The following is a 19,918-nucleotide window of genomic DNA, read 5'->3' as shown; positions in this document are numbered from 1 at the left end:
GCTCTGATTCCACTCAGTGAGAAGTGACTTCGATACGGACCGCCGAAGGAAACCGTTTTTCGCCCGCACTCCGAACGGTCCTCCATGAACGTGCAAGCCACCGCAGACCTCGGGCCAGACCGGCGGCGGTCGCTGTTCGACCGCGACGCCGGAATCGAGGGCGTCCGCGAGGACGTGGCCGAAATCGTCTCGAAGGTACGCCAAGAGGGCGACGTAGCCGTCCGAGAGTTCTGCAAGGAGTTCGACGGCGTTTCTGTCGGGAATCTCGAAATCTCTGACGCCGCAGAGCGCGCCTACGAAGAGTTGGACGACGAAACGCGCGAGGCAATCGAGACTGCTGCGGAGAACGTCCGGGAGTTCCACGAAGCCCAGATGCCCGACGACTGGACCGAGGAGTTCTCCGAAGGCCGAGAACTCGGCCGCCGGTTCCGACCAATCGAGCGCGTCGGCGTCTACGTCCCCGGCGGCGCGGCGGCCTACCCATCCAGCGCCATCATGGGCGTCGTGCCCGCGAAGGTCGCAGGCGTCGAGCAGGTCGCCGTGGCGACTCCCCCGGCGGACGAAATCAACCCCGTCACGCTCGCCGCGATTCACGCCACTGGCGCGGACAAGGTGTACAGCGTCGGCGGCGCGCAGGCAGTGTCTGCGCTGGCCTACGGCACCGAACAGGTAGACCGCGTGCAGAAAATCGTCGGGCCGGGCAACAAGTGGGTCACTGCGGCGAAGGCCGAGGTGCAGGGCGACGTGGCAATCGACTTCCTCGCGGGACCGAGCGAGTTGCTCGTACTCGCCGACGAGACCGCGAACCCCAAATTCGTCGCCGCCGACCTGCTTGCGCAGGCAGAACACGACCCGAACGCGGCAGTTGCGGCAGTCGCCGACAGCGAGGAGGTTGCCGAAGAAATCCTCGAAGCAATCGAGTCACAAATCGAGTCGCGCGAACGAGCCGAAGTCATCGAAGAGGCGCTGGACAACGACGCAAGCGGCGTCTTCTACTCGCGCTCGCCCAGCGAGGCGATTCTGTTCGCCGAGGAGTACGCCGCCGAACACCTCTCGATTCAGACCGAGAACCCCGATTCCGTGCTGGACAGAGTCGATAGCGCGGGGAGCGTCTTCCTCGGTCCCTACACTCCGGTCGCCGCGGGCGACTACGCCAGCGGGACGAACCACGTCCTGCCGACGAACGGACTGGCGAAGATTACAGGCGGCCTCTCGGTCGATACCTTCCTGCGCTCCACGACCGTCCAGCGACTGGACGAGGACGCGCTGTCGGAACTGAGCGACACAGTCACCACGCTCGCGGAGGCCGAAGGCCTGGAAGGCCACGCCGAGAGCGTTCGCAAGCGGTTCGAGGACTGAGAGAACTAAAAGTACGTCTGACGGTTTGAACGTGCGTCTGACTATCGACCGAGAGCCAAAACGATTTTCCGGGAAGCATAATCATGCTTGGAACATGTCCGACGAACGGACCTCGACCGGCGTTCGGGGCTTGGATATCGTCCTGAACGGCGGCCTCGTATCGAAGAAGACGTATCTGCTCCGGGGCGACGCCGGAGCGGGCAAGACGTTGCTGGGCTTGCAGTTCCTCGCCACTGGCGTCGAAAACGACGAGACTGCGCTCTGCGTTCACCTCAAAGAGACGAAGGAAGAACTCGAACAGAAAGCCGCCGCGGTCGACATCGACACCGACGGCATCGAGTTCTTCGACATGCGCCACGACGCGCCCGAAATCGACGGACGCGTCGAATCGTTCTCCCCCGCCGTAGACGACGCCGAACTGGTCGGAGAACTCTCCGAGAAACTCTCGGACCTCGACCCCGACCGCGTCGTCGTAGACCCCGTCACGCGACTCCGGGACCTCTTTTCGACCGACGAACGGTTCCGAGAGGAGGCCATCGGCCTCGCGCGTCATCTCCGCCGTGAGGGCACGACGAGCCTGTTTAGCTACCGCTCGGCCGAACACGACACCGACCTCGCGCCGCTTTCTGATGGCACCATCGAACTCCACGAGAGTGCGCGCAAACGGACGCTCGAAGTCCCCAAGTCTGCCGTGGCGGGTGCCCGCGACGGGACCCACGGGATGCGGATCTCCGACGACGGATTCGAGGTGTTCCCCGCACTCGAACCGGAAGTTCACGAGCGCGATTTCGATACCGAAGCGATTTCGTCGGGGATTCCGCAACTCGACAAACTGCTCAGCGGCGGCATCGAGCGCGGTGCGGTCACTGTCGTCGCCGGACCGACCGGCGTCGGCAAGACGACCCTCGGCACGCAGTTCATGAAGGAGGCCGCCGGACGCGGCGAGCGGTCGGTCATCTACATGTTCGAAGAATCGACCGAGACGTTCCGCGAGCGCAACGCGGGCATCAACGTCCCGGTCGGGAAGATGGTCGAACAGGGTGCGCTCCACTTAGAAGAGATAGAACCGGTCAAACGCTCGGCGGTGGAGTTCGCCGACATGGTTCGCAAGGAAGTCACGGAGAACGACACCGACATCGTGATGATAGACGGCATCGACGGCTTCAACGTCTCACTCCGGGACGACCGGCAGAACCTCGTGGAGACGATTCAGGCACTCACTCGCTTCCTCCAGAACATGGGCGTCACGGTCATCATCATCTCCGAACACGACTCGATGACTGGCGACGTGCAGGCGACCGGCGAGGGGCTAAGCTACCTCGCGGACAACGTCGTCCTGCTCCAACATCTCGAACTGCGCGGCGAGATTCGGAAGGCCATCGGCGTGCTGAAAAAGCGCACCAGTGACTACGAGCGCATGCTCCGGGAGTTCCACATTACCGAAAACGGCGTGAAGGTCGGCAAGCCGATGGAGAACCTCCAAGGCGTGCTGACCGGGACACCGCGAATCCGAGAGGAGTCGGACTGAGCGAACGAAACCGGACCTGACTGCCTTGGACGACAGCAGACAATAAACCCATAACGCTCGGTGTCAATTTCCACCGATACCGCCCGGTGCCACCTCCACCAAAAACGCTCGGCTATCAACCAAAGGGTGGGAATGAAAGGGGCCGCGAGCGTGCGAGGGCTTTCTGGGCGGTCATCGTCGGAGTGACTTTCGTGACTCGTCGTACTCAAGGACTTTCCAGACAGTGCCACTCCCTCTCGCCCGGCGTCACAGTTAACATCCTCCCGACGAAAGGAACTCCTATGAGTACTGATAGCGCGTCTGGCGACGCCACCCCACAAATCGAGGTGACCGAGGACGCCGCCGAGCGCGCGCTCGGCCTCCTCGACGAGGAAGGGATGGACACCGACAAATCGGGACTGCGACTGTTCGTCCAGCAGGGAGGCTGTGCCGGTCTCTCCTACGGCATGCGATTCGACGACGAACCGGAAGAGGACGACACGGTCTACGAACATCACGGGCTTCGCGTGTTCGTGGACCCCGCGAGCATGAACTACATCGAAGGGAGCATCGTGGACTTCGAGACTGGCCTACAAGGCGCGGGCTTCAACGTCGAGAACCCCAACGTCGTGAGTGAGTGTGGCTGTGGCGAGAGTTTCCGGACCTAAGTGTAGATAGTGGCTTTTCGTCGTATCCTCTCCCGTTTGCTACTGGGAATTTCTGTGACGTAGTGACCGATTGGCCCGCAGAAGTAGGTCTACAGAAGTTACTGTGACTTCTCGAACGGTGCATTCGCTAGCTACTCCCGAAACCGAGGAAACCGCACCGCCACGGCACCGCGACGGCCACACGCCTCCCCAGCCAACTGCACTGCTCGGCCTTCGCTACGCTTCGGCCTGTGATGCTCGTCCCTCGCGCGAAGTGGCCGAATCCCCGAGTGGATTCGGCCGCACGCGCCGGAGTTCCTAGTTCTACTCCTCTAACTCGAACGCCACCGTCACCTCGGCTTGATACTCTCTGCCTTCGACGCTTGCGATTTCGACGCCGAGTTCGTCCACTTCGATCCACTTGACGTTGTTCAGCGTCTTCTCCGCCCGGTCGATGGCGTCGTCCGCCGCCGCGTCGAAGCTCTCGCTACTCGTTCCGATGAGGGTAATCTTCTTGAATACCATCGCATCTCTCGATTGGTCGCACAGCGGCTTAAAGCCACTCGCCGGGGTGAATTTGGGGGTAGCTCAATCGGCTTTCCGGCTTCGGCCATCCAGCCGACTAGTGAGCGCGCCGACCACGTCCGAGAGGTACGCCGCGCCCCACGTCGCGACGACGACGCCGCCGAGCGTGTCGAACAGCAGGTCCTTCATCGTGTCTTCCAGTCCGAACTGCGTGAGGACACTCGTGCCGACGACTGTGGAGAGGCCCCCGAGCGCGAACTCGATGACCTCCCAGATGACGCCGAACGCGATGGTGAACAGCAGGATGAACACGAACATGAAGTTCGGCGGCAGGTAGATGTCCTCGGTGTGGCGGTCGATGGCCCTCGTCGTCGCGTAGCCGATTGCCGCGACCAGCGAGGACGACAGCATGTGGGTCATGTGGTCCCACCACCAGAACGTCTGGTCGCTGTACGGCCCGAGCGTCCCGACTGCGTGGAGGAACACCGCCGCCGTAATCCACAGCGAGAGTCCGGCGTCCATCGGAATCTCGTAGTCGCGCTCCAAGATTGCTGGCAGGAACGTGATGAGGAACGCGATGCCGGAGTTGACCACGATGCCGACGTTCCCTCTGTCGAGTCCGATGAAGAAGATGCCGACGAGGCTCAACTCCATCGCACGCGTGAGTTGCTCTTGGCGGTGTTCGGAGACGTGTAACTGCTCCCGAATCTTCATAGCACGTCGTCCCCGATGTCGCCCGGCAGTCGCTCGCTAACGCGCGCGAACCGCCGGAAGTACAGTTCGAAGACGACGCCTGCCAGCAACCCGACTGCCGTGGCGGCGACGAAGTCCCACATCAGTCGCACCTCGCTCTGGATGAAGTTCGTGCCGAGATAGATGTCCGAAAGCCACTGGAGTACTGCCCAGACGCCCGCTGTGGCAATCGTAGCGATGACGACGAACAGCACCGCGAACCAGTGAGTCATCTGGACGGGCGTGAACACGTGCAGTTCGACAGCGACGATGAGCGCCAGCGCCGCCACTGCGAAGTAGGTCGCCACCCGCGAGGTGAGAACCATCGTCGCCAGTGCCCTCCCAAGGATGGGCAAGCAGGCGAGCAGTAACACTTCCCACGGAAGCATGACCGAGGTATCGCGGTGCGAAACGGCGGGGACGACCGCCAGTGCGGCCACGAACGCCGCGAATCCAGCCCACAGCAGGTCGCCGTCGAACAGACTCTCGACGGCGACTGCAGCGAGGAACCAAACGAGCAACCACGAGATGGCTGCGTTGACGCGCTCGTCTTCGACGACTCGGTCGAGCGTCCCCCTTCGACGTGCCATAGTCGGCCGTACGCACCCCACTGTAAGAAAGTTTAGGCTACGATTCCACGAACTATTCGACGGACAGGTAGTTCACGCGACCACATTCACATCAGTAGATAGACAGCAGTGTACGCCACCGTGGCGAAACTCACCGCCGCCAAGCCGGTCAGCGACCACGTGAGCGCGTCGTTCCAATCGGCGGAAAGAACCGGTCTCGCGGCGGGATGGAACCGAGGGGCGACGCCGACGACGCCGACTGCAAGCACTGAAAAGACGAAGTGGTACGACACGTCGAGCGTCGGCGCGGGCAGGACGACTGCCGCGATGGCGTAGGCGACTCCTCCGGCGGCGCGGGTATCGACGTGGGTCGCGAGTCGCTGGTCTGTCAGTCGGAGGTAGACGGAGCCTGCCAGCCAAATCGTGGACAGTTCTAACAGGAAAATCGCCAGCAAGTTCAGTGTCGGGTCGGCGAGCAGAGCGAGTCGGTCGGCGAACAGCGCCCACTCGAATGGATAGAAAAACTGCGGTGGCGTGCCCGTAAAGAGGTCGCCGAACGGGTGTGAGAGCAGGCCGACGAGCGCAGTAGCGAGCATCGCACGCGGTCCGGCATCGGCGAACTCGATGGCCAGAAGCGAGACGACGACCCCCGCGAAGACGAACGCGAACATCACCGTCGCGCCGAGCAGACCGCTCTCGAAGAACGCCACGGCGACCAGGGAGGCGAGGAGAATGGCGGCAATCGGGCGGCCGCGCTCGACAGGACTGAACGCGAACGCGACGGCGGCGATTGCGCCCACGACCAGCGAATGGGTCACTGCGCGGTGGACCACGGTCGAACTCCCCCAGAAGGCGTTCGTCATCTGCCAGACGCCGCCGAATCCGACCTTGGCGACGCCGACGAACGCATAGACCATGTCCACGTCCGGCACTGCCGCGAACGCTCCGGCGACGACGCCGAGCGCGAGCGCTCGGTCGTTCGAGTATCCCAATCGGGTCCCAAGCGTCGCTGCGACGGCAAACGCCAACATCGCGTGCCCGACCATCATGGAGTCGTGAGTTCGCGCTCAGTCGATATAAGCCTCTTCCCAGTCAGGTCGAATTCCAAGTCGGGTCGAAACGAGTTCTTCCGAAAAGTGACGGCTCGGGACGGCAGACCATACTCCCCAGGATGGCCGCCGTCGTCGTGAACGCGCAACCGGCAGTAACGGACGGGGACCGGCGGCAACTGCAGCGAGAACGCGGCCATCTCCCCCAAGTGGCCCGTCTCGCACGGTATCTCGGTCCCACCGTCGCGTCGGTCTCCGGAACCGAACCGCTGTGCCGTTTTGTAACTCTCGCCCGTCAGACGTGCTGCCCTGACACGTCCATCTGGGCACACAACCGTACGACGATATCCCGGATAAACTACCCAGACCGTTCGCTATCGTTCGCGGCTGGAAACGCTGTGTTTCCGCGTCGTCGAGGCTCGAAACGCCAGCAATCGCAGGGTTACGCTTAGCCCTAGAAGCGGCAACGCAGGAATAATCGACGTTCACAGCGATTGCGGGTCACCTCGCGGCAACACGTTCGCTCGTAGAAGTCTTTTAGTCGTCGCGGGTGATAGCGATTCGCATGCCGGAGAAACCAGACGTTGGCGAGTTGACGCCGCCCGACCGGACGCTGATGGGACCAGGACCGAGCGAGGTCCACCCCCGCGTGCTGCGCGCGATGAGTACGCCGCTGGTCGGACACTTGGACCCCTCGTTCATCGACATCATGAACGACGTGCAGGACCTCCTGCGGTACACGTTCCGCACGGACAACCAGTGGACGATTCCCGTCTCAGGAACTGGCTCCGCCGCGATGGAGGCCGCAATCGGCAACGTAGTCGAACCGGGCGACACGATGCTCGTGCCGACGAATGGCTACTTCGGCGGGCGAATGGAGCAGATGGCGACCCGCGCGGGCGGCGAAGTCGTCCACGTGGACGCACCGTGGGGCGAACCGCTGGACCCCGCGGACGTACAGGACGCCTTCGACGAGCATCAGCCAGACGTGTTCGGCTTCGTCCACGCCGAGACGAGTACCGGGGTCCTGCAACCGCAGGTCCCGGAACTCACCAGCATCGCGCACGACCACGACGCGTTCGTGATTGCCGACACCGTGACCTCACTGGGTGGCGTCGAACTGAAAGTGGACGAGTGGGACATCGACGTGGCGTACTCTGGCCCGCAGAAGTGCCTGTCGTGCCCGCCGGGAGCGAGTCCGCTCACGCTTTCGGACCGCGTGATGGACAAAGTACTGTCCCGCGAGGAACCTGCCCGCTCGTGGTACCTCGACCTCTCCCTGCTGGAGGGCTACTGGGGGAGCGACCGCTCGTACCACCACACGGCACCGATTACGAACGTCTACGCGCTTCGGGAAGCGCTCAGACTCGTTGCGGAGGAGGGCATCGAGAACCGCTGGGAGCGCCACCACGAGATGGCAGGTGCCCTCAAAGCGGGCGTCGAAGCCATGGGCGGCGAGATGAACGCACCCGAGGAGTTCTGGCTCCCGAGTCTGAACGCGGTGAAAGTCCCGGCGGGCGTCACCGACACCGACGTGACGGACTACCTCATCGACCAATACGACCTCGAAATCGCAACCGGGCTGGGCGACTTGGACGGCGACATCTTCCGCATCGGCTGTATGGGCTACTCCGCGCGGCCGGGCAACGTCTCGTACCTGATGGGCGCGCTCGGCGATGCGCTGGACTCGCAGGGCGCGGACGTTGACGTGGAGGCCGGATTAGCCGCGACGGCGGCGAAACTGGGCGAACAGTAGGTCAGTTTCGAAGACTGAATTTTCACTATCGGCGCGTGCGGTCGCACCCTCGTGGTGCGACCATCCGCGCGAGGGACGAGTATCGCAGGCCCGGACGACGCGACTCGTCGCGTCGTCCGTACTGAGAAACACAGTCGGGTGGGGAGGCGTGTGGCTCAGGCGGTGCTGTGCGGTGCGGTTTCTCCTTGGTATCGGGAATAGCTAGCTTCACTGTGTTTTGAGTTCTCTAGCGCACACTTTTTGGATTTGCACTCATATTCCTACGAACAGCATACACAGCACCAACTCACCAACCCTACACGTCCTCAAAGAAAACGAACGCCAAGAAATCGATTCGAGAACCTATACCGCTTGCTGAACGCTAGGCGGTGCGCGAGTCACCTCGTAGTCGCCACCGTCCCGGATTTCGATGATTGCCCATTCGTAGTCCGGGTCTGCCCGTCGAAGCCGTCGTCGCAACTTCGGTGCGCAGTCTTCCCAGGTTACGAAGCATCGTAACTCCCCGTCATCTGGCGTCTCGATAGATTCGGACGCCGCCGTCACCCGTACGACTCGCCACTTCCGTTCGGCCCGGAATTCGTCGCCGTCGCCCGACACGGTGTATCCTAAGTCGCTGAAAATAGACCGGGCCTGTTCGACTGGCGGTGTGTTAACAGGGGCCATCCACTAGGGGCTATGTTGGATTCGGTAATAAACTTTCTTGCGGCTACGCTAGGCGTAGTCGAGGGTTCCGGTGTTGTGATGCGAACTCCTCGATTTCGCCGTCCTTTCGAAGTTCTTCGATTCCGGCGCGAGCGTCCTCGCGACTCGTTCCAGCGACCGTCTCGGCGACTCGCAGGACTTTCTCTTCTGGAACTCCTTCGTCAGTGACCGCCTCGCGGGCGTCACCCTCCGGTTCGGTGACGCTAGACTGAATCACTTCGATGACTTTGCGCACGTCTCCGGAGTCCGAAATACTCTCGTGCCAACTCGCCGGATAGGCGCTGATTCGGTTCTCGCCGACCGCGTAGAGTTGGTCCCCCGCGGTCCACTCCTCGCTGTCGGTCAGTCGGTCCTCGACGGCCGAGAGGTCAACGTCGAAGTACACTTGCTCGACGTAGTCGGCCAGTAGTTCTCGTTCGACGCCCGGTCCGTCCGTTCGGTGGTGTTTCTCGACGATTCGGACGAAATCGTCAAGCCCGAGCGTCTCGCTGTGCGATTCGAGTTCCTCTACGACGTGTTCGTTCGGATCTCCCATCGTCGGAGGTTCGGCCGAGAGTTGGAAAAGGGGAGTGGCCAACGTAGATTGGTCGAGTGTGTTCCGCCGTTCCGCTTCGAGGGTCGCTCCGCGCGCCTCGCTACTCGCGGGTCGTGCCTCCCCGCTCGCGTTATCGAGGCCTCCATTTCACTCCGGCCTCGCGTTCCGTGACTTCGTCGCTCCACATCGAGGCCCGCTCGTAACGCTTCGCGTTTCTCTCGTGCCTCGCACTACTCGTGGGCGGCGTCCCACTCGGTCGGCTTCCGAATGTTCCCACAGACGTTACACTCGATTCGCCCCATCGAATCCATCGCGTTGTCGATTCGCTCGCAGAACTCACAGTAGTAGCCGTACCGAGTCTCGCCGCTTTCGTCGCTGTAGACGACGAAGAACGGGTCCTTCGAGCCGGTCCGTGCCTCGTCACGGGAGACGTACACCGTCTCGCCGTCGGTCGTCGTGATAGCGTCCATTACCCCCGCGTAGTCACCCGAGCGGTTTATACGATTTGCAAGACTCACGGTTCGGCGAACTACTTTTCCCCTCTCACTAGCTACAGTACTCCATGACCCTCCGCATTCTCCACTACTCGGACGTGGAGAACGCATACGACGACCCCGATCGAATCGGCCGCCTCGCCGGACTCCTCGAAACCGAGCGCGACGAGAACACCCTCGTCGTCGGCTCCGGCGACAACACCGGCCCCGGCGTCCTCTCGCTGGTCGAAGACGGAGCGCAAGCACTCGACTTCTTCGACGCGATCCGACCCGACGCCGAGACGTTCGGCAACCACGACTTCGACCACGGTCCCGACCGGACCCGCGAGTTGGTCGAAGCGTCGCCCCAAACGTGGGTGAGCGCGAATGTCCGCGAGGCGCGAACGAGCGAAGCAAGTGAGGGCCTCGATGCGGAACGGCGAAGCCGTGGAGCAGACGAATCAGGCACCCGATTCGCGGCCGAACAGGGCGTCGAACCGTGGACGCTCGCCGAAACAGTCGAAGACCGAGTCGCCTTCGTCGGCGTCACGACGCCCCACACGCCCGAGATGACACCCGAAGCGGCAGGTCTCGAATTCACACATCCCGTCGATGAAGTCCAAGAACACCTGCCGGAGATGACCGAGCAGGCGGACTACGTTGTCGTCCTCGCTCACCTCACGGACGCCGAACCGCTGGCTGAACTCGACGGCGTCGATGCCGTCCTCTCGGGGCACACCCACGAGCAGGAAGTCGAGTACGTCGATGGAACGCCAATCGTCCGACCGGGTGTCAACGGGGCGCACGTCTCCGAACTCACGCTCGGCGAGGACGCACGAGCCACCCATCTCACTGTCGCAGATGCCCCCATCGAGCAGTCGGTCGCCGACGCACTCTCCGCGCGCGTCTCTTCCTCGGGGTTAGACGAGATCGTCGCTACCGTCGAAAACCCGGTCGAACGCACCGAGGAAGCCAGCTTCGTCGGCGAGTCGCGCTTCGGCAACTTCGTCGCCGACGCCTACCGATGGGCCGCACGAGCGGACGTAGGAATCTGTTCGGCGGGCGGTGCGCGAACCGGCGGCCCCCTCGTCGGAGACGTGACGGCCATCGACCTCGTGGCAATCGCGCCGTTCGACCAAGCACTGGTCGTCGGCGAACTCGACGGCGAGCGACTGCGCGAGACGTTCGAACAGTTGCGGCTTCGCGAGTTGCACGCGGACGCTCCGGCCCACTACGTCGGCCACGTCAGCGGCGCGACCCTTCGCTGGCAGGACGGGGACTTAGTAGACGCCCGCGTCGGCGGCGAAGCACTCTCCGCAGACCGCACGTACACGCTCGCCACCGACTCGTATCTCTTCGAGACTGACCACCTACTCCCGGCGGTCGGTCCCGCCGACGAGATTCGAAGCCACGGCCGTCACTACGAGGCGTTCGTGGAGTACGCCCGCGAGACGGGTGTCGCGCCGGAAATCGAGGGGCGGATTCGGCTAGAGTAGCAATCCTTTTCGGCGACCCGCGTCTCACCTCGCCCGATGGCTCCTCGTCTCCTCCACTACTCGGACGTAGAGAACGTCTACGACGCCCCCGAACGAGTCGGTCGCCTCGCCGGACTCCTCACGCGACGACGCGACGAGCAGACACTTCTCGCGGGGACGGGGGACAACACCTCGCCGGGCGTCCTCTCGCTGGTCGAAGACGGCCAGCAGGCACTGGACTTCTTCTCGGCCGTCGAACCGGACGTGGAGACGTTCGGCAACCACGAGTTCGACCACAGTCGAGAAGCCCTGAAGCGATTGGTCGCGGAGTCGCCCCAGACGTGGGTGAGCGCCAACATCCGTGACGAAGATGGGTCGGAATTTGCGGCCGAAGAGGGCGTCGTCCCAGCCACCACACTGAGCGTCGCCGACGAGACCGTCGGCGTCGTCGGCGTCACGACCGAGCGAACTGCGTCGCTGAACCCGCTCGCCGCAGACCTCGATTTTTCGGACCCGATCGAGTCGGCCCGCGACGCGTTGGCGGGGCTCGACGCCGACTACACGGTCGTCCTCTCGCACCTCGGCCGGGGTGACGAAGAGTTGGCGCGGGCCGTCGATGCCGACGCGATTCTCGGCGGGCACGTGCCGACGGAACGAGAAGAGTTCATCGAGGGCACCCTTCTCACGCGCCCCGGCGACGGTGGCAGCGTCGTCCTCGAAATCGACCTCGGGTCCGGCGAAGTTACGCGCCACACAGTCGCCGACGCACCGGTTCACGACGAAGTGGCCGACGCGATGCGCGACAGACTCGCAGAAACCGGGCTGAACGAAATTGTCGGAGAAGTCTCGGAGCCTATCGACCGGAGCGAGACGACCCTGTTCGGTGGCGAGTGCCGACTCGGCAACATGGTGGCCGACGCGTATCGATGGGCGACCGGCGCGGAAGTCGGCCTCCAGAACAGTGGCGGTGTTCGCACCGGTGACCCCTTAGCCGGGGAGGTGTCGGCTGGCGACCTCGTAAGTGTCACGCCCTTCGAAGAGCGTATCGCGGTCGCAGAGGTGCCCGGTACAGAACTCCGGAAGGCGTTGGCGTGGGCCGCAGGCCCCGACCTCGGGTTCGCAGAGCCCGACTGGTGGCACGCCCAGATTAGCGGCGCGGCGGTCCGGTGGGACCCCGACGCCTGCGAAGTTCAGCGCGTCGAAGTCGGCGGCGAACCAGTCGAAGACGACCGGACGTACTCGGTCGCGCTCTCGGAGTACGTCCTCCACACCGACGACGAATTTCCGAGTCTTCGCGAGGACCACCGCGTCTCGCGCGGCGGCATCCAGTACGAAGTGTTGGTCGAGTACGCCCGCGAGACAGGTATCGACCCGACGCTCGACGGCCGCGTCGAGGAGACGTGAACGGCGTGCGAACTACTGGCAAAGAGACACACAGAACCGAGGGCTAAAATGGAGCGGCGGCGTTCCCCCTGTATGACGCGCATCGTCGTCCCCGTTCGGTACCCGCTGACCGAACACTCCCGCCGCACGCTCGAAGAGGCCATCAGCGTGGCCGAGGAGCGCGACGCCGCACTCACGGTCTTCCACGTCAACCTCTACCACAAGGGCCGAACCGTCTCGCGCTCGGAACTCAAGCGCGCGGTCGAGCAGTCCTTTGGCCACCTCCCGAATACGCGCTACGTCGTCCGAGAGGGCTTTCTGGTCGAAGAGACGATTCTGGAGGAAGTCGCGGCCGAACACGCCGACGTGGTCGTCATCGGGCACAAGCAGGCCGGACGCTGGCGGCGCATGCTTCGCAAACTTACCTCGGACCCCGACGTAGAGAGTTTCCTCCGCGAGAAGCTCGAAGCCGAAGTGATTACTGTGGGCCGATAAGTTCGATTCTCACACGTCGCGGTCGAACTCCTCTCGTTCAGTTCGTTCTCCCTCGGGTCGTTCGCGCCGGTCGGTGGCTCGTTCGACGTCTGACACCGTCTTTCCGTCCTCCATCGACACTCTCGCAGTGCCGCTCGTCTCGTCGAAGACGAGGTGGCTGTGCGGGTACGCGATTTGCACGTCTGCGTCGGCCAGTTGGTCCCAGACGCGCTCTTGAATCTTCGACTGCACGCGGGGCAGGTAGTAGGGGTCTTTCACCCAGTAGCGCAAGTCCAGCAGGATGCCGTGGTCGGCGAACTCCTTGATGTACGCGACCGGTGCCGAGGGGTAGCGGGCGCTCCCGATGCGGATATCTGGTCCGCCCTCCACGACTTCCTCCGTCTCGCGGGCCGCACGCTCCATGATGGCGCGTGCCTGTTCCACGTCGCCCTCGTAGGTGACGAGCAGTTCCATCGAGAGGCGCGAGCGAGTGTCCTCCGCGGAGTAGTTGATGATGTCCCGGTCGCGCATGTTGGAGTTGGGAATCACGAGGAAGGTGTTTTCGAGCGTGAACACCTTCGTGTAGCGGAGCGTAATGTCTTCGACGTAGCCTCTCGTGTCGCGGTCCACGAGCTCTATCATGTCGCCGATTTCGTACGGTTGGTCGGCCAGCACGAACAGGCCGTTGATGACGCTCCCGATAATCGGCGCGAGGACGAGACCCAGCACCGCAGAGAAGACGGTCACCGAGAGCAGAATTTGGCTCGCCTGGAAGCCCATCGCTCGGGCCGCGAGCGACGCCGCTCCAATCATCACGAACGCACGAATCCCGCCCAGAACAGTCTTGGTCAGACTCGGCCGCTGGAACCGTCTAGCGACGGGACGACCCAAGAGTCGCACGATTAGCTGACTGGCGTACCATCCGAGGACGAGTATCAACGAGGCTGCGACGAACTCGGCCGCGTTGCTGGCGATGGTATCGAGGAGGTCCGTCAACTCCGCCCTGAGCCAGTCCAGCCAGTTCACCATGCGGTGACTCTCTCTCGGGGTTGGCAAAACAGTTGTGGGACTGCACGACAGGTCCTGAGATTTGTCTAGTACGCTCGTTCAGCCGTTTAGACCGCCAATAGCGCCACACTGCCACTTTACGAGAGGTCCCGAAGAGGAACTGTCTAAGTATTGAAGGTCGTGCCGAACGAACTCGATGAGTATGCCCCAGTCTTCCGGTCGCCGCGCCCACCTGCAACCTCGCCGGACCCTCGTAGTTCCGTTCGTCGCTGTGGCGACGTCGTTTCTCTGGTTCGGACGCCGAAGTGCAGAGCTCACAGGCGGCGGTGGTACGGCCGGAGAAGCGGTGGAACTACTCGCGGTCACTACAGTTTCGATTGCCCTCAGCTACTTCCTCGCAGTCGGAGTTGCCACGGTTCTTCGGACGGAGTTGCCACGGTTCTTCGGACGGCAGACCGACCCGTTCCCGCGTGGGCGAGACCGCTGGCGCGTCCCTCGAACGCGACACTCGCGTCGTTCGCAGTACTCGCACTGGCGTTTCTCGGCTACGTCTTCGGGAGTTCGGTTCTCGTGTTTCCGCAGTGGATAGACCGCGCCGCCGCACTCGCGGGACCCGTACTTGGACTGCCACTCGTCGTTACTTACGGTGGGAGTATCGTCGTCGGTAACGCTATCGGCGTGGAAGCCCCGTTCGCGGTCGAATCAGCCATCGTCGGTCTCGGCGTCGCGCTCTCGGTCGCGTGGGCGTTCTTCCTCGTCGGTCGTGCAGTGTTGTTGCTCGGACTGTCGGCCGGTTCGAAGTCAGAGGCCACAAAAACATAAGCACCGAGTCGTCGTAGCCAGTTCCATGATGGGGGAGTCACCGCCGCAAACCGCCTCGTTCGAAATCACGTCTGGCGAACCGCACGAGACGTTGATAGCCGGATTCTCGCAGTTCGGGCTCGCAGGACTGACGGCCGTCGATTACCTCGTGGACCAGTTCGAGTTCGAGGAAGTCGGTCACATCACGACCGAGCAACTGCCCGCTATCACGCCGTTCGAAGACGGGAAACCGCGACACCACACGCGACTGTTCTCCCACGCCGAACACGAGTTGACGGTCCTCGTCGGCGAACTGTTCGTCCCGGTTCCGGCCGCCGACCCGTTCAGCGAGGCTATTCTCTCGTGGGCCGCAAGCAACGGCGTCCAAGAGATTACCGTCCTCCACGGTGTGATGATTCCGCACGCACCCGAAGAACATCAGGTGTTCTACGTCGCAACGGACGACTACCGCGAACACCGACTCGCCGACGGCGAGATTCCGGCGATGGGTCGAGGCTTCCTGGACGGCATCAACGCCGAACTCATCCGGCAGGGCATGGAGTCACAACTTCGGACAGGTGTGTTTCTCACGCCCGTCCACGCGCAAGCCCCCGACGTGGAGGCGGCTATCCGACTCCTCGAAGCGGTCGAATCGACCTATGGCATCGACATCGAGACGGAACCGCTGGAGGAGTTCGCCGCGGAAGTCCAGCAGTACTACGAAGAACTCGCAAAGCGTCTCGACCAGCGCGCAGAACACGAGACCCCGGACGACAGGATGTACATGTAGAACGACTTTTTTATTGCGAGCGGGTCGTCGAGGCGACCTGCTCGATAAAAACGTCGATGAAAATCACTTCGTCACCACCTTCAGAGCGCGCAAGGCGCGCTCTTCCGGTGGTTCCTCGGACGCGCTCGTTCGGCGAGATTCCTCTGGAATCTCGCCTTCACTCCCGGTAGGGTTGCTTGTTTTCTTACCGCTACCGCACAGCACCGCAGGTGGAAGGTGTGCCGTAGATTTATACCCAAAGCCGGGACCAACTCGAGGTGGACGGTTCAGGCATCGCGCCGGTAGTCCGAATAACCTCGCGCACACTCCGAGTTCGTTGCACTCGAATTTCCGCGAGGCGAATTTCACGAGAGAGCGATTACTCCTCCCGGTAGAGGTCGCCGTCGAGGTACTTGAGTCCCGTATCGACGGCGACAGTAACTACGGCGGCATCTTCGGGGCGGCCGGCCGCAACCCGCTTTGCAGCGGCGATGTTTAGTCCGGTACTCGTCCCGGCGAACAGTCCGTCTTCAGCGGCAATCTGCCGAGTCATCCATCGTCCCTCAGCCTCGGGAATGGCTACGACATCGTCGTAGAGGTGTTCTTCCAGATGCGGTGGTTCGAACCCGACAGCCACGCCTTCGACGTTGTGAGAACCCGTTTCGCCACGTGACAAAACCGGAGATTCCTCGGGTTCGACCAGTGTCACGTCTACGTTGCTGGAATTCTCGCGGAAGACACGCGCAGTCCCCATCGAGCACGCGCCCGTACCGACGCCCATGACGAAATCCGTCAGATCGGGGCAGTCGGCCAGAATCTCCTCGGCGAGACCCGCGTAGCCCGCCGGAAGGTGCGGGTTGTTGAACTGGTCGTGGTAGTACGCGCCAGTGTCTTCGATGATTTCCTCGACGAGACGCTCCATGTCGTCGATGATACCAGGATAGATTTTTCCTTCGGGCGTCTCCATGACGGTCACGTCGGCACCGAGCGCGCGCATCATCCGGATTTTCTCCTCGGCGAAGCAGTCGGCCGAGACGATGGAGAGTGGATGGTCAGTCACCGAACAGACCAACGCGAGGCTTGCTCCGGTGGAACCCCCGGTGAGTTCGACTACTCGCTGGCCCGGTTCGAGGTCGCCGTCGCGTTCCGCGTTCTCGATTGCTGAAAGGGCCATGCGGTCTTTCATGCTCCCGGTCGGATTCGCGCCTTCCCACTTGGCGAAGACACGAGCACCCCCTTCCGGGCGGACACTTTCGAGTTCGACTAACGGTGTGTTTCCGATAGCACCGATTACAGATTGGGCTTGCATATCTGACCAATCCGGACGCCCCGTAGAAACGATTATTTCGGACATGTCCAAAGCATCCGACGTGCAAGAGTTCGTCTTCACTATCGACTACGAGGCTGGCTTCGACCACATCATGGACGCCTTCATCGACCATCCAAAGGCAGTCGCCGACTCGCTCTCGATTGCCGTCTCGCCGAACGGAATGTGGCGAGTGGACAAACTGTCTGGGCCGGAATCGTTCTTCGAAGCACTTCGAGAGCCGTTGCTGGACCCCCACTACTGCAACGACTGTCTCTGCGAACCAGCGAGTTGTGAGACCGTCTGGAATCACGAAGTCATTCTCTCGGGTCTCACGGAGCGAACGGTCTACTCGTACATGGACGAACTCGGATTCTGTCGCTCGATTCCGTACCTCGCGTTGGACGAACTCGGCGACGGGTTGCTCTTCGAGGCCCAGCGTCGTGAACACCGCTACGAGTGGCGACTCCTCGTCCCGGACGACCGCGAGATAAGTCCGTTCTTCGACCGCGTGAAGAGCGAACTGGGTGACGGTCGAACGATTCAGTTCGAACAACTCAAAGAACCCCTGCGTTGGGGTGAGGCGGCGGTAAGCGTGGCAGACTTGCCCGCCGAACAGCGAGTGGCACTCGAAGCGGCACTGAAACGAGGCTACTACCAGACGCCTCGTGAGACAACAGTTCGAGAGTTGGCCACGGAGTTGGACGTGTCGCGCTCGACGCTCCAGTACCGATTGCGGCGGGCAGAGTACTGGCTCGTCTCGAACCTCCTCGAAACGTCGCTCTGACTGAGAGACAGTCGTCGATATCCCTGCAACCCTGATAATGAAACTAGTTTACGGAATCACGTGCTACTCGAAACCGGATAAATCATTTACCCCCTCGACAGTATGTCTCAACACATGGCTTCCGACGACTTACACTCCACGATGGAGCAAGTGGGGGACCGCTTCGACCTCGGGGAGTACGAAATCGACGCCTATCTCACCGTCCTCGAACATGGGCAACTGACCGCCAGTCAAATCGCCGACCGCACGGACATCCCGCAACCGCGAGTGTACGACACGGTGCGCAGTCTGAGCGACCGCGGACTCGTGGAACTGCGCGAATCTCGACCGATGAAAGTCATCGCGGTAGACCCCGACGAAGCCTTCTCAGGGGTTCAGTCGTCGCTGATAGAGATGGTCTCCGAACTCGAAGCGCGCTACACCGCACCCGCCCGCGACACCGAGGCCGTCTCGCTCGTCAAATCTCGCTCGACTATCCTCCGATACTTCGCCGACGTCATCGAGGCCGCCGAGTACGAACTCGCACTCTCGCTGACGCCGGACCTCCTCGGTCGGTTCGAAGAGGAGTTGAGCGACGCCATCGACGAGGGCGTCAGCGTCGAACTGCTGGTTACTCCAGCTTCCGAAATTCCGGACCCAGACGAGTACGACTACCTCAAAGTGGCGACGACCGCCCGCGCTCGCCGCGGTATCACGACGCCGGTCGTCGCCGTTGCCGACGGCGAGTACTCTATCTACGCCACCCAAGACGCCCTGCGCGACGACAAAGACCGCTACGGAGTCATCTTCAACCGCTCTGCGCTCGGGTTCCTCGTCTCTGGCTTCTTCGGCACCGTCCTGTGGACGACTGCCGAACAGACACTCGCCGCCGACGGAGAGAACCGGCCGTTCCCCCGCCGGTACGCCTCGATTCGTCGCTGTGTCAAAGAGCTACAAGAACTCAGTGGCGACTTCTACGCGGCTATCGAGGGACGAGACATAGAGACCGGTAGCTCCCGGGTCGTCAAAGGCAAAGTCGTCGGATTCTCGTTCGAAGGCGGCGAACGCGTCGCCGGGATGACCGTCGAAGCCGAAGAGGGGGAAGTTACGGTCGGTGGCCAAGTCGCCGCGCTCGAAGACATCGAAGCACACGAGATTCGCATCGGCCGGAACAGTCCGCCCGAGTTCTGACTTCTCTCGCTATCCCTCACTGGAACGTGTACAACCGCTCGTTACAGTCCGTACAGGCCAACACTTCGTCGGGGCCGCCGGGACCCGGGCCACCGCAACACTCCACGGCAGTCGTCTCTTCGACCGGCCCGTCGCAGATTGGACACGACTGAAGGAAGGTTCTGAGCGGCCCGACCGCCTGTGCCTGAAACGTCGCGTCGAGACTCGTCTCGTCGGCGAGCACGCTCACTGCCCCAACTTCTGCCACCGCGACCGGGCGCGTCAACCACGTTTCGTTCGCTGGGTCGCCACTGCCGTCTGAGACGACGAACCACGTGTCGCCTTCCGGGTGGACGACGTTCACGACACTGCCTTTCGGTGTCGCCCCACGAAGCGCGTCGGCGAGCGCCGCGTCGTCGTTCGTTCGTAACTTATCCATCTCCGCTCGCCACGCTTCGCGGAACTGGTCGGCGAGATACAGTGTCTCTTCGTCGGCGACCAAGACGCCATCCTCTGCGAGCGCGGCGACGATTTGCTCGCCGGTCTCTTCGGAGGGGTCACCGCCGAGCGTGCCAGAGGTTTCGGGGGTGTTCGCGTCCGAGTTGTCGTTCTCGTGGAACGGGTCACCCGGCAACTGAGCGACGAGTTGTGGCGCGAACTGCGGCGTGAACGGCACGAGATAGCCACGAAATAGAATCGCACTCGCGCCGCCGACCGCGAGCAAGAGCGCCGACCGGAGCGACCGCCGCCACGCCACGCCCACGCAGGCGACGAACAGTAGTGCGACGTTCACGGCAGTACACGGCCAGCAACGCTTCTCGCCTGTGTGACTCGAGTCTCGGAGACGGTCGAATACCGAACGCATTGGCGGACAGTTACGGAGGTGTGGCCTTCAGCGTTCCGGGAAGCTGA

Annotated in this window: 21 protein-coding genes; 11 read left to right on the top strand and 10 right to left on the bottom strand. The window is 62.6% G+C overall.

Translation table 11 applies throughout. The features are described from left to right. The first annotated feature begins 84 nt into the window (after positions 1–84). The 3 genes from hisD (at position 85) to F7R90_RS06490 (ending at position 3,534) form a co-directional block, all read left to right on the top strand. Positions 85–1,359: a histidinol dehydrogenase gene (gene hisD / locus F7R90_RS06500; protein WP_158056446.1), complete on the top strand. Its 1,275-nt coding sequence runs from the start codon at positions 85–87 to the stop codon at positions 1,357–1,359. Positions 1,360–1,453: 94 nt separating this feature from the next. Beyond that, complete coding sequence (locus F7R90_RS06495; RefSeq protein WP_158056445.1) at positions 1,454–2,887, top strand: ATPase domain-containing protein; 1,434 nt, start codon at positions 1,454–1,456, stop codon at positions 2,885–2,887. A 281-nt stretch (positions 2,888–3,168) separates the two neighbouring features. Further along, on the top strand, positions 3,169–3,534 hold the full coding sequence (locus F7R90_RS06490) for a HesB/IscA family protein (protein ID WP_158056444.1): 366 nt from the start codon (positions 3,169–3,171) through the stop codon (positions 3,532–3,534). Positions 3,535–3,837: 303 nt separating this feature from the next. On the opposite strand, the gene F7R90_RS06485 is transcribed toward F7R90_RS06490, so the two are convergent. The 4 genes from F7R90_RS06485 to F7R90_RS06470 form a co-directional block, all read right to left on the bottom strand. Next, complete coding sequence (locus F7R90_RS06485) at positions 3,838–4,038, bottom strand: dodecin (protein WP_158056443.1); 201 nt, start codon at positions 4,036–4,038, stop codon at positions 3,838–3,840. 63 nt (positions 4,039–4,101) lie between these two features. Then, on the bottom strand, positions 4,102–4,752 hold the full coding sequence (locus F7R90_RS06480) for a hypothetical protein (RefSeq protein ID WP_158056442.1): 651 nt from the start codon (positions 4,750–4,752) through the stop codon (positions 4,102–4,104). Beyond that, positions 4,749–5,360, bottom strand: coding sequence for a hypothetical protein (locus F7R90_RS06475; protein WP_158056441.1), 612 nt, complete (start codon positions 5,358–5,360; stop codon positions 4,749–4,751). The genes F7R90_RS06480 and F7R90_RS06475 overlap by 4 nt, the downstream gene beginning before the upstream one ends. A gap of 86 nt (positions 5,361–5,446) precedes the next feature. Further along, complete coding sequence (locus F7R90_RS06470) at positions 5,447–6,388, bottom strand: metal-dependent hydrolase (protein ID WP_158056440.1); 942 nt, start codon at positions 6,386–6,388, stop codon at positions 5,447–5,449. A 565-nt stretch (positions 6,389–6,953) separates the two neighbouring features. Between F7R90_RS06470 and F7R90_RS06465 the strand changes: the two genes are divergently transcribed. Next, positions 6,954–8,144, top strand: coding sequence for a pyridoxal-phosphate-dependent aminotransferase family protein (locus tag F7R90_RS06465; RefSeq protein WP_192498421.1), 1,191 nt, complete (start codon positions 6,954–6,956; stop codon positions 8,142–8,144). Between the two features lie 342 nt (positions 8,145–8,486). On the opposite strand, the gene F7R90_RS06460 is transcribed toward F7R90_RS06465, so the two are convergent. The 3 genes from F7R90_RS06460 to F7R90_RS06450 all read right to left on the bottom strand — a co-directional run bounded on the left by F7R90_RS06460 (position 8,487) and on the right by F7R90_RS06450 (position 9,851). Beyond that, positions 8,487–8,807, bottom strand: a complete 321-nt coding sequence (locus F7R90_RS06460; protein WP_158056439.1) for a DUF7116 family protein — start codon at positions 8,805–8,807, stop codon at positions 8,487–8,489. A gap of 43 nt (positions 8,808–8,850) precedes the next feature. Next, positions 8,851–9,381 carry a hypothetical protein gene (locus F7R90_RS06455; RefSeq protein WP_158056438.1) on the bottom strand — a complete coding sequence of 177 codons (531 nt, stop codon included), beginning with the start codon at positions 9,379–9,381 and terminating at the stop codon, positions 8,851–8,853. 230 nt (positions 9,382–9,611) lie between these two features. Further along, positions 9,612–9,851 (bottom strand): DUF5816 domain-containing protein, encoded by a 240-nt coding sequence (locus tag F7R90_RS06450; RefSeq protein ID WP_158056437.1) that lies wholly within the window; start codon positions 9,849–9,851, stop codon positions 9,612–9,614. 92 nt (positions 9,852–9,943) lie between these two features. Between F7R90_RS06450 and F7R90_RS06445 the strand changes: the two genes are divergently transcribed. The 3 genes from F7R90_RS06445 to F7R90_RS06435 all read left to right on the top strand — a co-directional run bounded on the left by F7R90_RS06445 (position 9,944) and on the right by F7R90_RS06435 (position 13,207). Further along, positions 9,944–11,350 (top strand): bifunctional metallophosphatase/5'-nucleotidase, encoded by a 1,407-nt coding sequence (locus F7R90_RS06445; RefSeq protein WP_158056436.1) that lies wholly within the window; start codon positions 9,944–9,946, stop codon positions 11,348–11,350. Between the two features lie 36 nt (positions 11,351–11,386). Beyond that, entirely contained in the window at positions 11,387–12,733 is a 1,347-nt protein-coding gene (locus tag F7R90_RS06440) for a bifunctional metallophosphatase/5'-nucleotidase (RefSeq protein WP_158056435.1), read from the top strand. 72 nt (positions 12,734–12,805) lie between these two features. After that, a complete protein-coding gene (locus F7R90_RS06435) occupies positions 12,806–13,207 on the top strand; it encodes a universal stress protein (RefSeq protein ID WP_158056434.1) in 402 nt (133 codons plus the stop codon). A gap of 9 nt (positions 13,208–13,216) precedes the next feature. On the opposite strand, the gene F7R90_RS06430 is transcribed toward F7R90_RS06435, so the two are convergent. Further along, positions 13,217–14,215: a mechanosensitive ion channel family protein gene (locus tag F7R90_RS06430; protein ID WP_158056433.1), complete on the bottom strand. Its 999-nt coding sequence runs from the start codon at positions 14,213–14,215 to the stop codon at positions 13,217–13,219. A gap of 549 nt (positions 14,216–14,764) precedes the next feature. Here F7R90_RS06430 and F7R90_RS06425 point away from each other — a divergent pair. After that, positions 14,765–15,016 (top strand): hypothetical protein, encoded by a 252-nt coding sequence (locus F7R90_RS06425; RefSeq protein ID WP_158056432.1) that lies wholly within the window; start codon positions 14,765–14,767, stop codon positions 15,014–15,016. 28 nt (positions 15,017–15,044) lie between these two features. Beyond that, a complete protein-coding gene (locus tag F7R90_RS06420; protein ID WP_158058852.1) occupies positions 15,045–15,785 on the top strand; it encodes a proteasome assembly chaperone family protein in 741 nt (246 codons plus the stop codon). Between the two features lie 358 nt (positions 15,786–16,143). Here F7R90_RS06420 and F7R90_RS06415 read toward each other — a convergent pair whose 3' ends face one another. Next, positions 16,144–17,073: a PLP-dependent cysteine synthase family protein gene (locus F7R90_RS06415; protein WP_158056431.1), complete on the bottom strand. Its 930-nt coding sequence runs from the start codon at positions 17,071–17,073 to the stop codon at positions 16,144–16,146. Between the two features lie 43 nt (positions 17,074–17,116). Here F7R90_RS06415 and F7R90_RS06410 point away from each other — a divergent pair, with 43 nt between their 5' ends. Next, complete coding sequence (locus tag F7R90_RS06410; protein ID WP_192498420.1) at positions 17,117–17,857, top strand: helix-turn-helix domain-containing protein; 741 nt, start codon at positions 17,117–17,119, stop codon at positions 17,855–17,857. A gap of 114 nt (positions 17,858–17,971) precedes the next feature. Further along, the gene (trmB, locus tag F7R90_RS06405) at positions 17,972–19,027 is read left to right on the top strand and encodes an HTH-type sugar sensing transcriptional regulator TrmB (protein WP_158056429.1); all 1,056 of its coding nucleotides are present in this window, start codon (positions 17,972–17,974) and stop codon (positions 19,025–19,027) included. Positions 19,028–19,043: 16 nt separating this feature from the next. On the opposite strand, the gene F7R90_RS06400 is transcribed toward trmB, so the two are convergent. Beyond that, on the bottom strand, positions 19,044–19,799 hold the full coding sequence (locus F7R90_RS06400) for a hypothetical protein (RefSeq protein WP_158056428.1): 756 nt from the start codon (positions 19,797–19,799) through the stop codon (positions 19,044–19,046). Positions 19,800–19,918 lie beyond the last annotated feature (119 nt).

The organism is Halorussus halophilus (assembly GCF_008831545.1).
Taxonomy (GTDB): Archaea; Halobacteriota; Halobacteria; order Halobacteriales; family Haladaptataceae; genus Halorussus; species Halorussus halophilus.
Note: the sequence above shows the minus strand (reverse complement) of the source record. Positions and strands in the feature narration are given on the sequence as shown.

What these genes read in the sequence shown, in the direction of transcription:
- F7R90_RS06440 (WP_158056435.1), top strand. Translation starts at nt 11,387, where the DNA reads ATGGCTCCTCGTCTCCTCCACTACTCGGACGTAGAGAACGTCTACGAC.
- F7R90_RS06445 (WP_158056436.1), top strand. Translation starts at nt 9,944, where the DNA reads ATGACCCTCCGCATTCTCCACTACTCGGACGTGGAGAACGCATACGAC.
- F7R90_RS06490 (WP_158056444.1), top strand. Translation starts at nt 3,169, where the DNA reads ATGAGTACTGATAGCGCGTCTGGCGACGCCACCCCACAAATCGAGGTG.
- F7R90_RS06475 (WP_158056441.1), bottom strand. Translation starts at nt 5,360, where the DNA reads ATGGCACGTCGAAGGGGGACGCTCGACCGAGTCGTCGAAGACGAGCGC.
- F7R90_RS06470 (WP_158056440.1), bottom strand. Translation starts at nt 6,388, where the DNA reads ATGATGGTCGGGCACGCGATGTTGGCGTTTGCCGTCGCAGCGACGCTT.
- F7R90_RS06495 (WP_158056445.1), top strand. Translation starts at nt 1,454, where the DNA reads ATGTCCGACGAACGGACCTCGACCGGCGTTCGGGGCTTGGATATCGTC.
- F7R90_RS06435 (WP_158056434.1), top strand. Translation starts at nt 12,806, where the DNA reads ATGACGCGCATCGTCGTCCCCGTTCGGTACCCGCTGACCGAACACTCC.
- F7R90_RS06420 (WP_158058852.1), top strand. Translation starts at nt 15,045, where the DNA reads ATGGGGGAGTCACCGCCGCAAACCGCCTCGTTCGAAATCACGTCTGGC.
- hisD (WP_158056446.1), top strand. Translation starts at nt 85, where the DNA reads ATGAACGTGCAAGCCACCGCAGACCTCGGGCCAGACCGGCGGCGGTCG.
- F7R90_RS06460 (WP_158056439.1), bottom strand. Translation starts at nt 8,807, where the DNA reads ATGGCCCCTGTTAACACACCGCCAGTCGAACAGGCCCGGTCTATTTTC.
- F7R90_RS06465 (WP_192498421.1), top strand. Translation starts at nt 6,954, where the DNA reads ATGCCGGAGAAACCAGACGTTGGCGAGTTGACGCCGCCCGACCGGACG.
- F7R90_RS06455 (WP_158056438.1), bottom strand. Translation starts at nt 9,381, where the DNA reads ATGGGAGATCCGAACGAACACGTCGTAGAGGAACTCGAATCGCACAGC.
- trmB (WP_158056429.1), top strand. Translation starts at nt 17,972, where the DNA reads ATGGCTTCCGACGACTTACACTCCACGATGGAGCAAGTGGGGGACCGC.
- F7R90_RS06450 (WP_158056437.1), bottom strand. Translation starts at nt 9,851, where the DNA reads ATGGACGCTATCACGACGACCGACGGCGAGACGGTGTACGTCTCCCGT.
- F7R90_RS06410 (WP_192498420.1), top strand. Translation starts at nt 17,117, where the DNA reads ATGTCCAAAGCATCCGACGTGCAAGAGTTCGTCTTCACTATCGACTAC.
- F7R90_RS06485 (WP_158056443.1), bottom strand. Translation starts at nt 4,038, where the DNA reads ATGGTATTCAAGAAGATTACCCTCATCGGAACGAGTAGCGAGAGCTTC.
- F7R90_RS06415 (WP_158056431.1), bottom strand. Translation starts at nt 17,073, where the DNA reads ATGCAAGCCCAATCTGTAATCGGTGCTATCGGAAACACACCGTTAGTC.
- F7R90_RS06480 (WP_158056442.1), bottom strand. Translation starts at nt 4,752, where the DNA reads ATGAAGATTCGGGAGCAGTTACACGTCTCCGAACACCGCCAAGAGCAA.
- F7R90_RS06430 (WP_158056433.1), bottom strand. Translation starts at nt 14,215, where the DNA reads ATGGTGAACTGGCTGGACTGGCTCAGGGCGGAGTTGACGGACCTCCTC.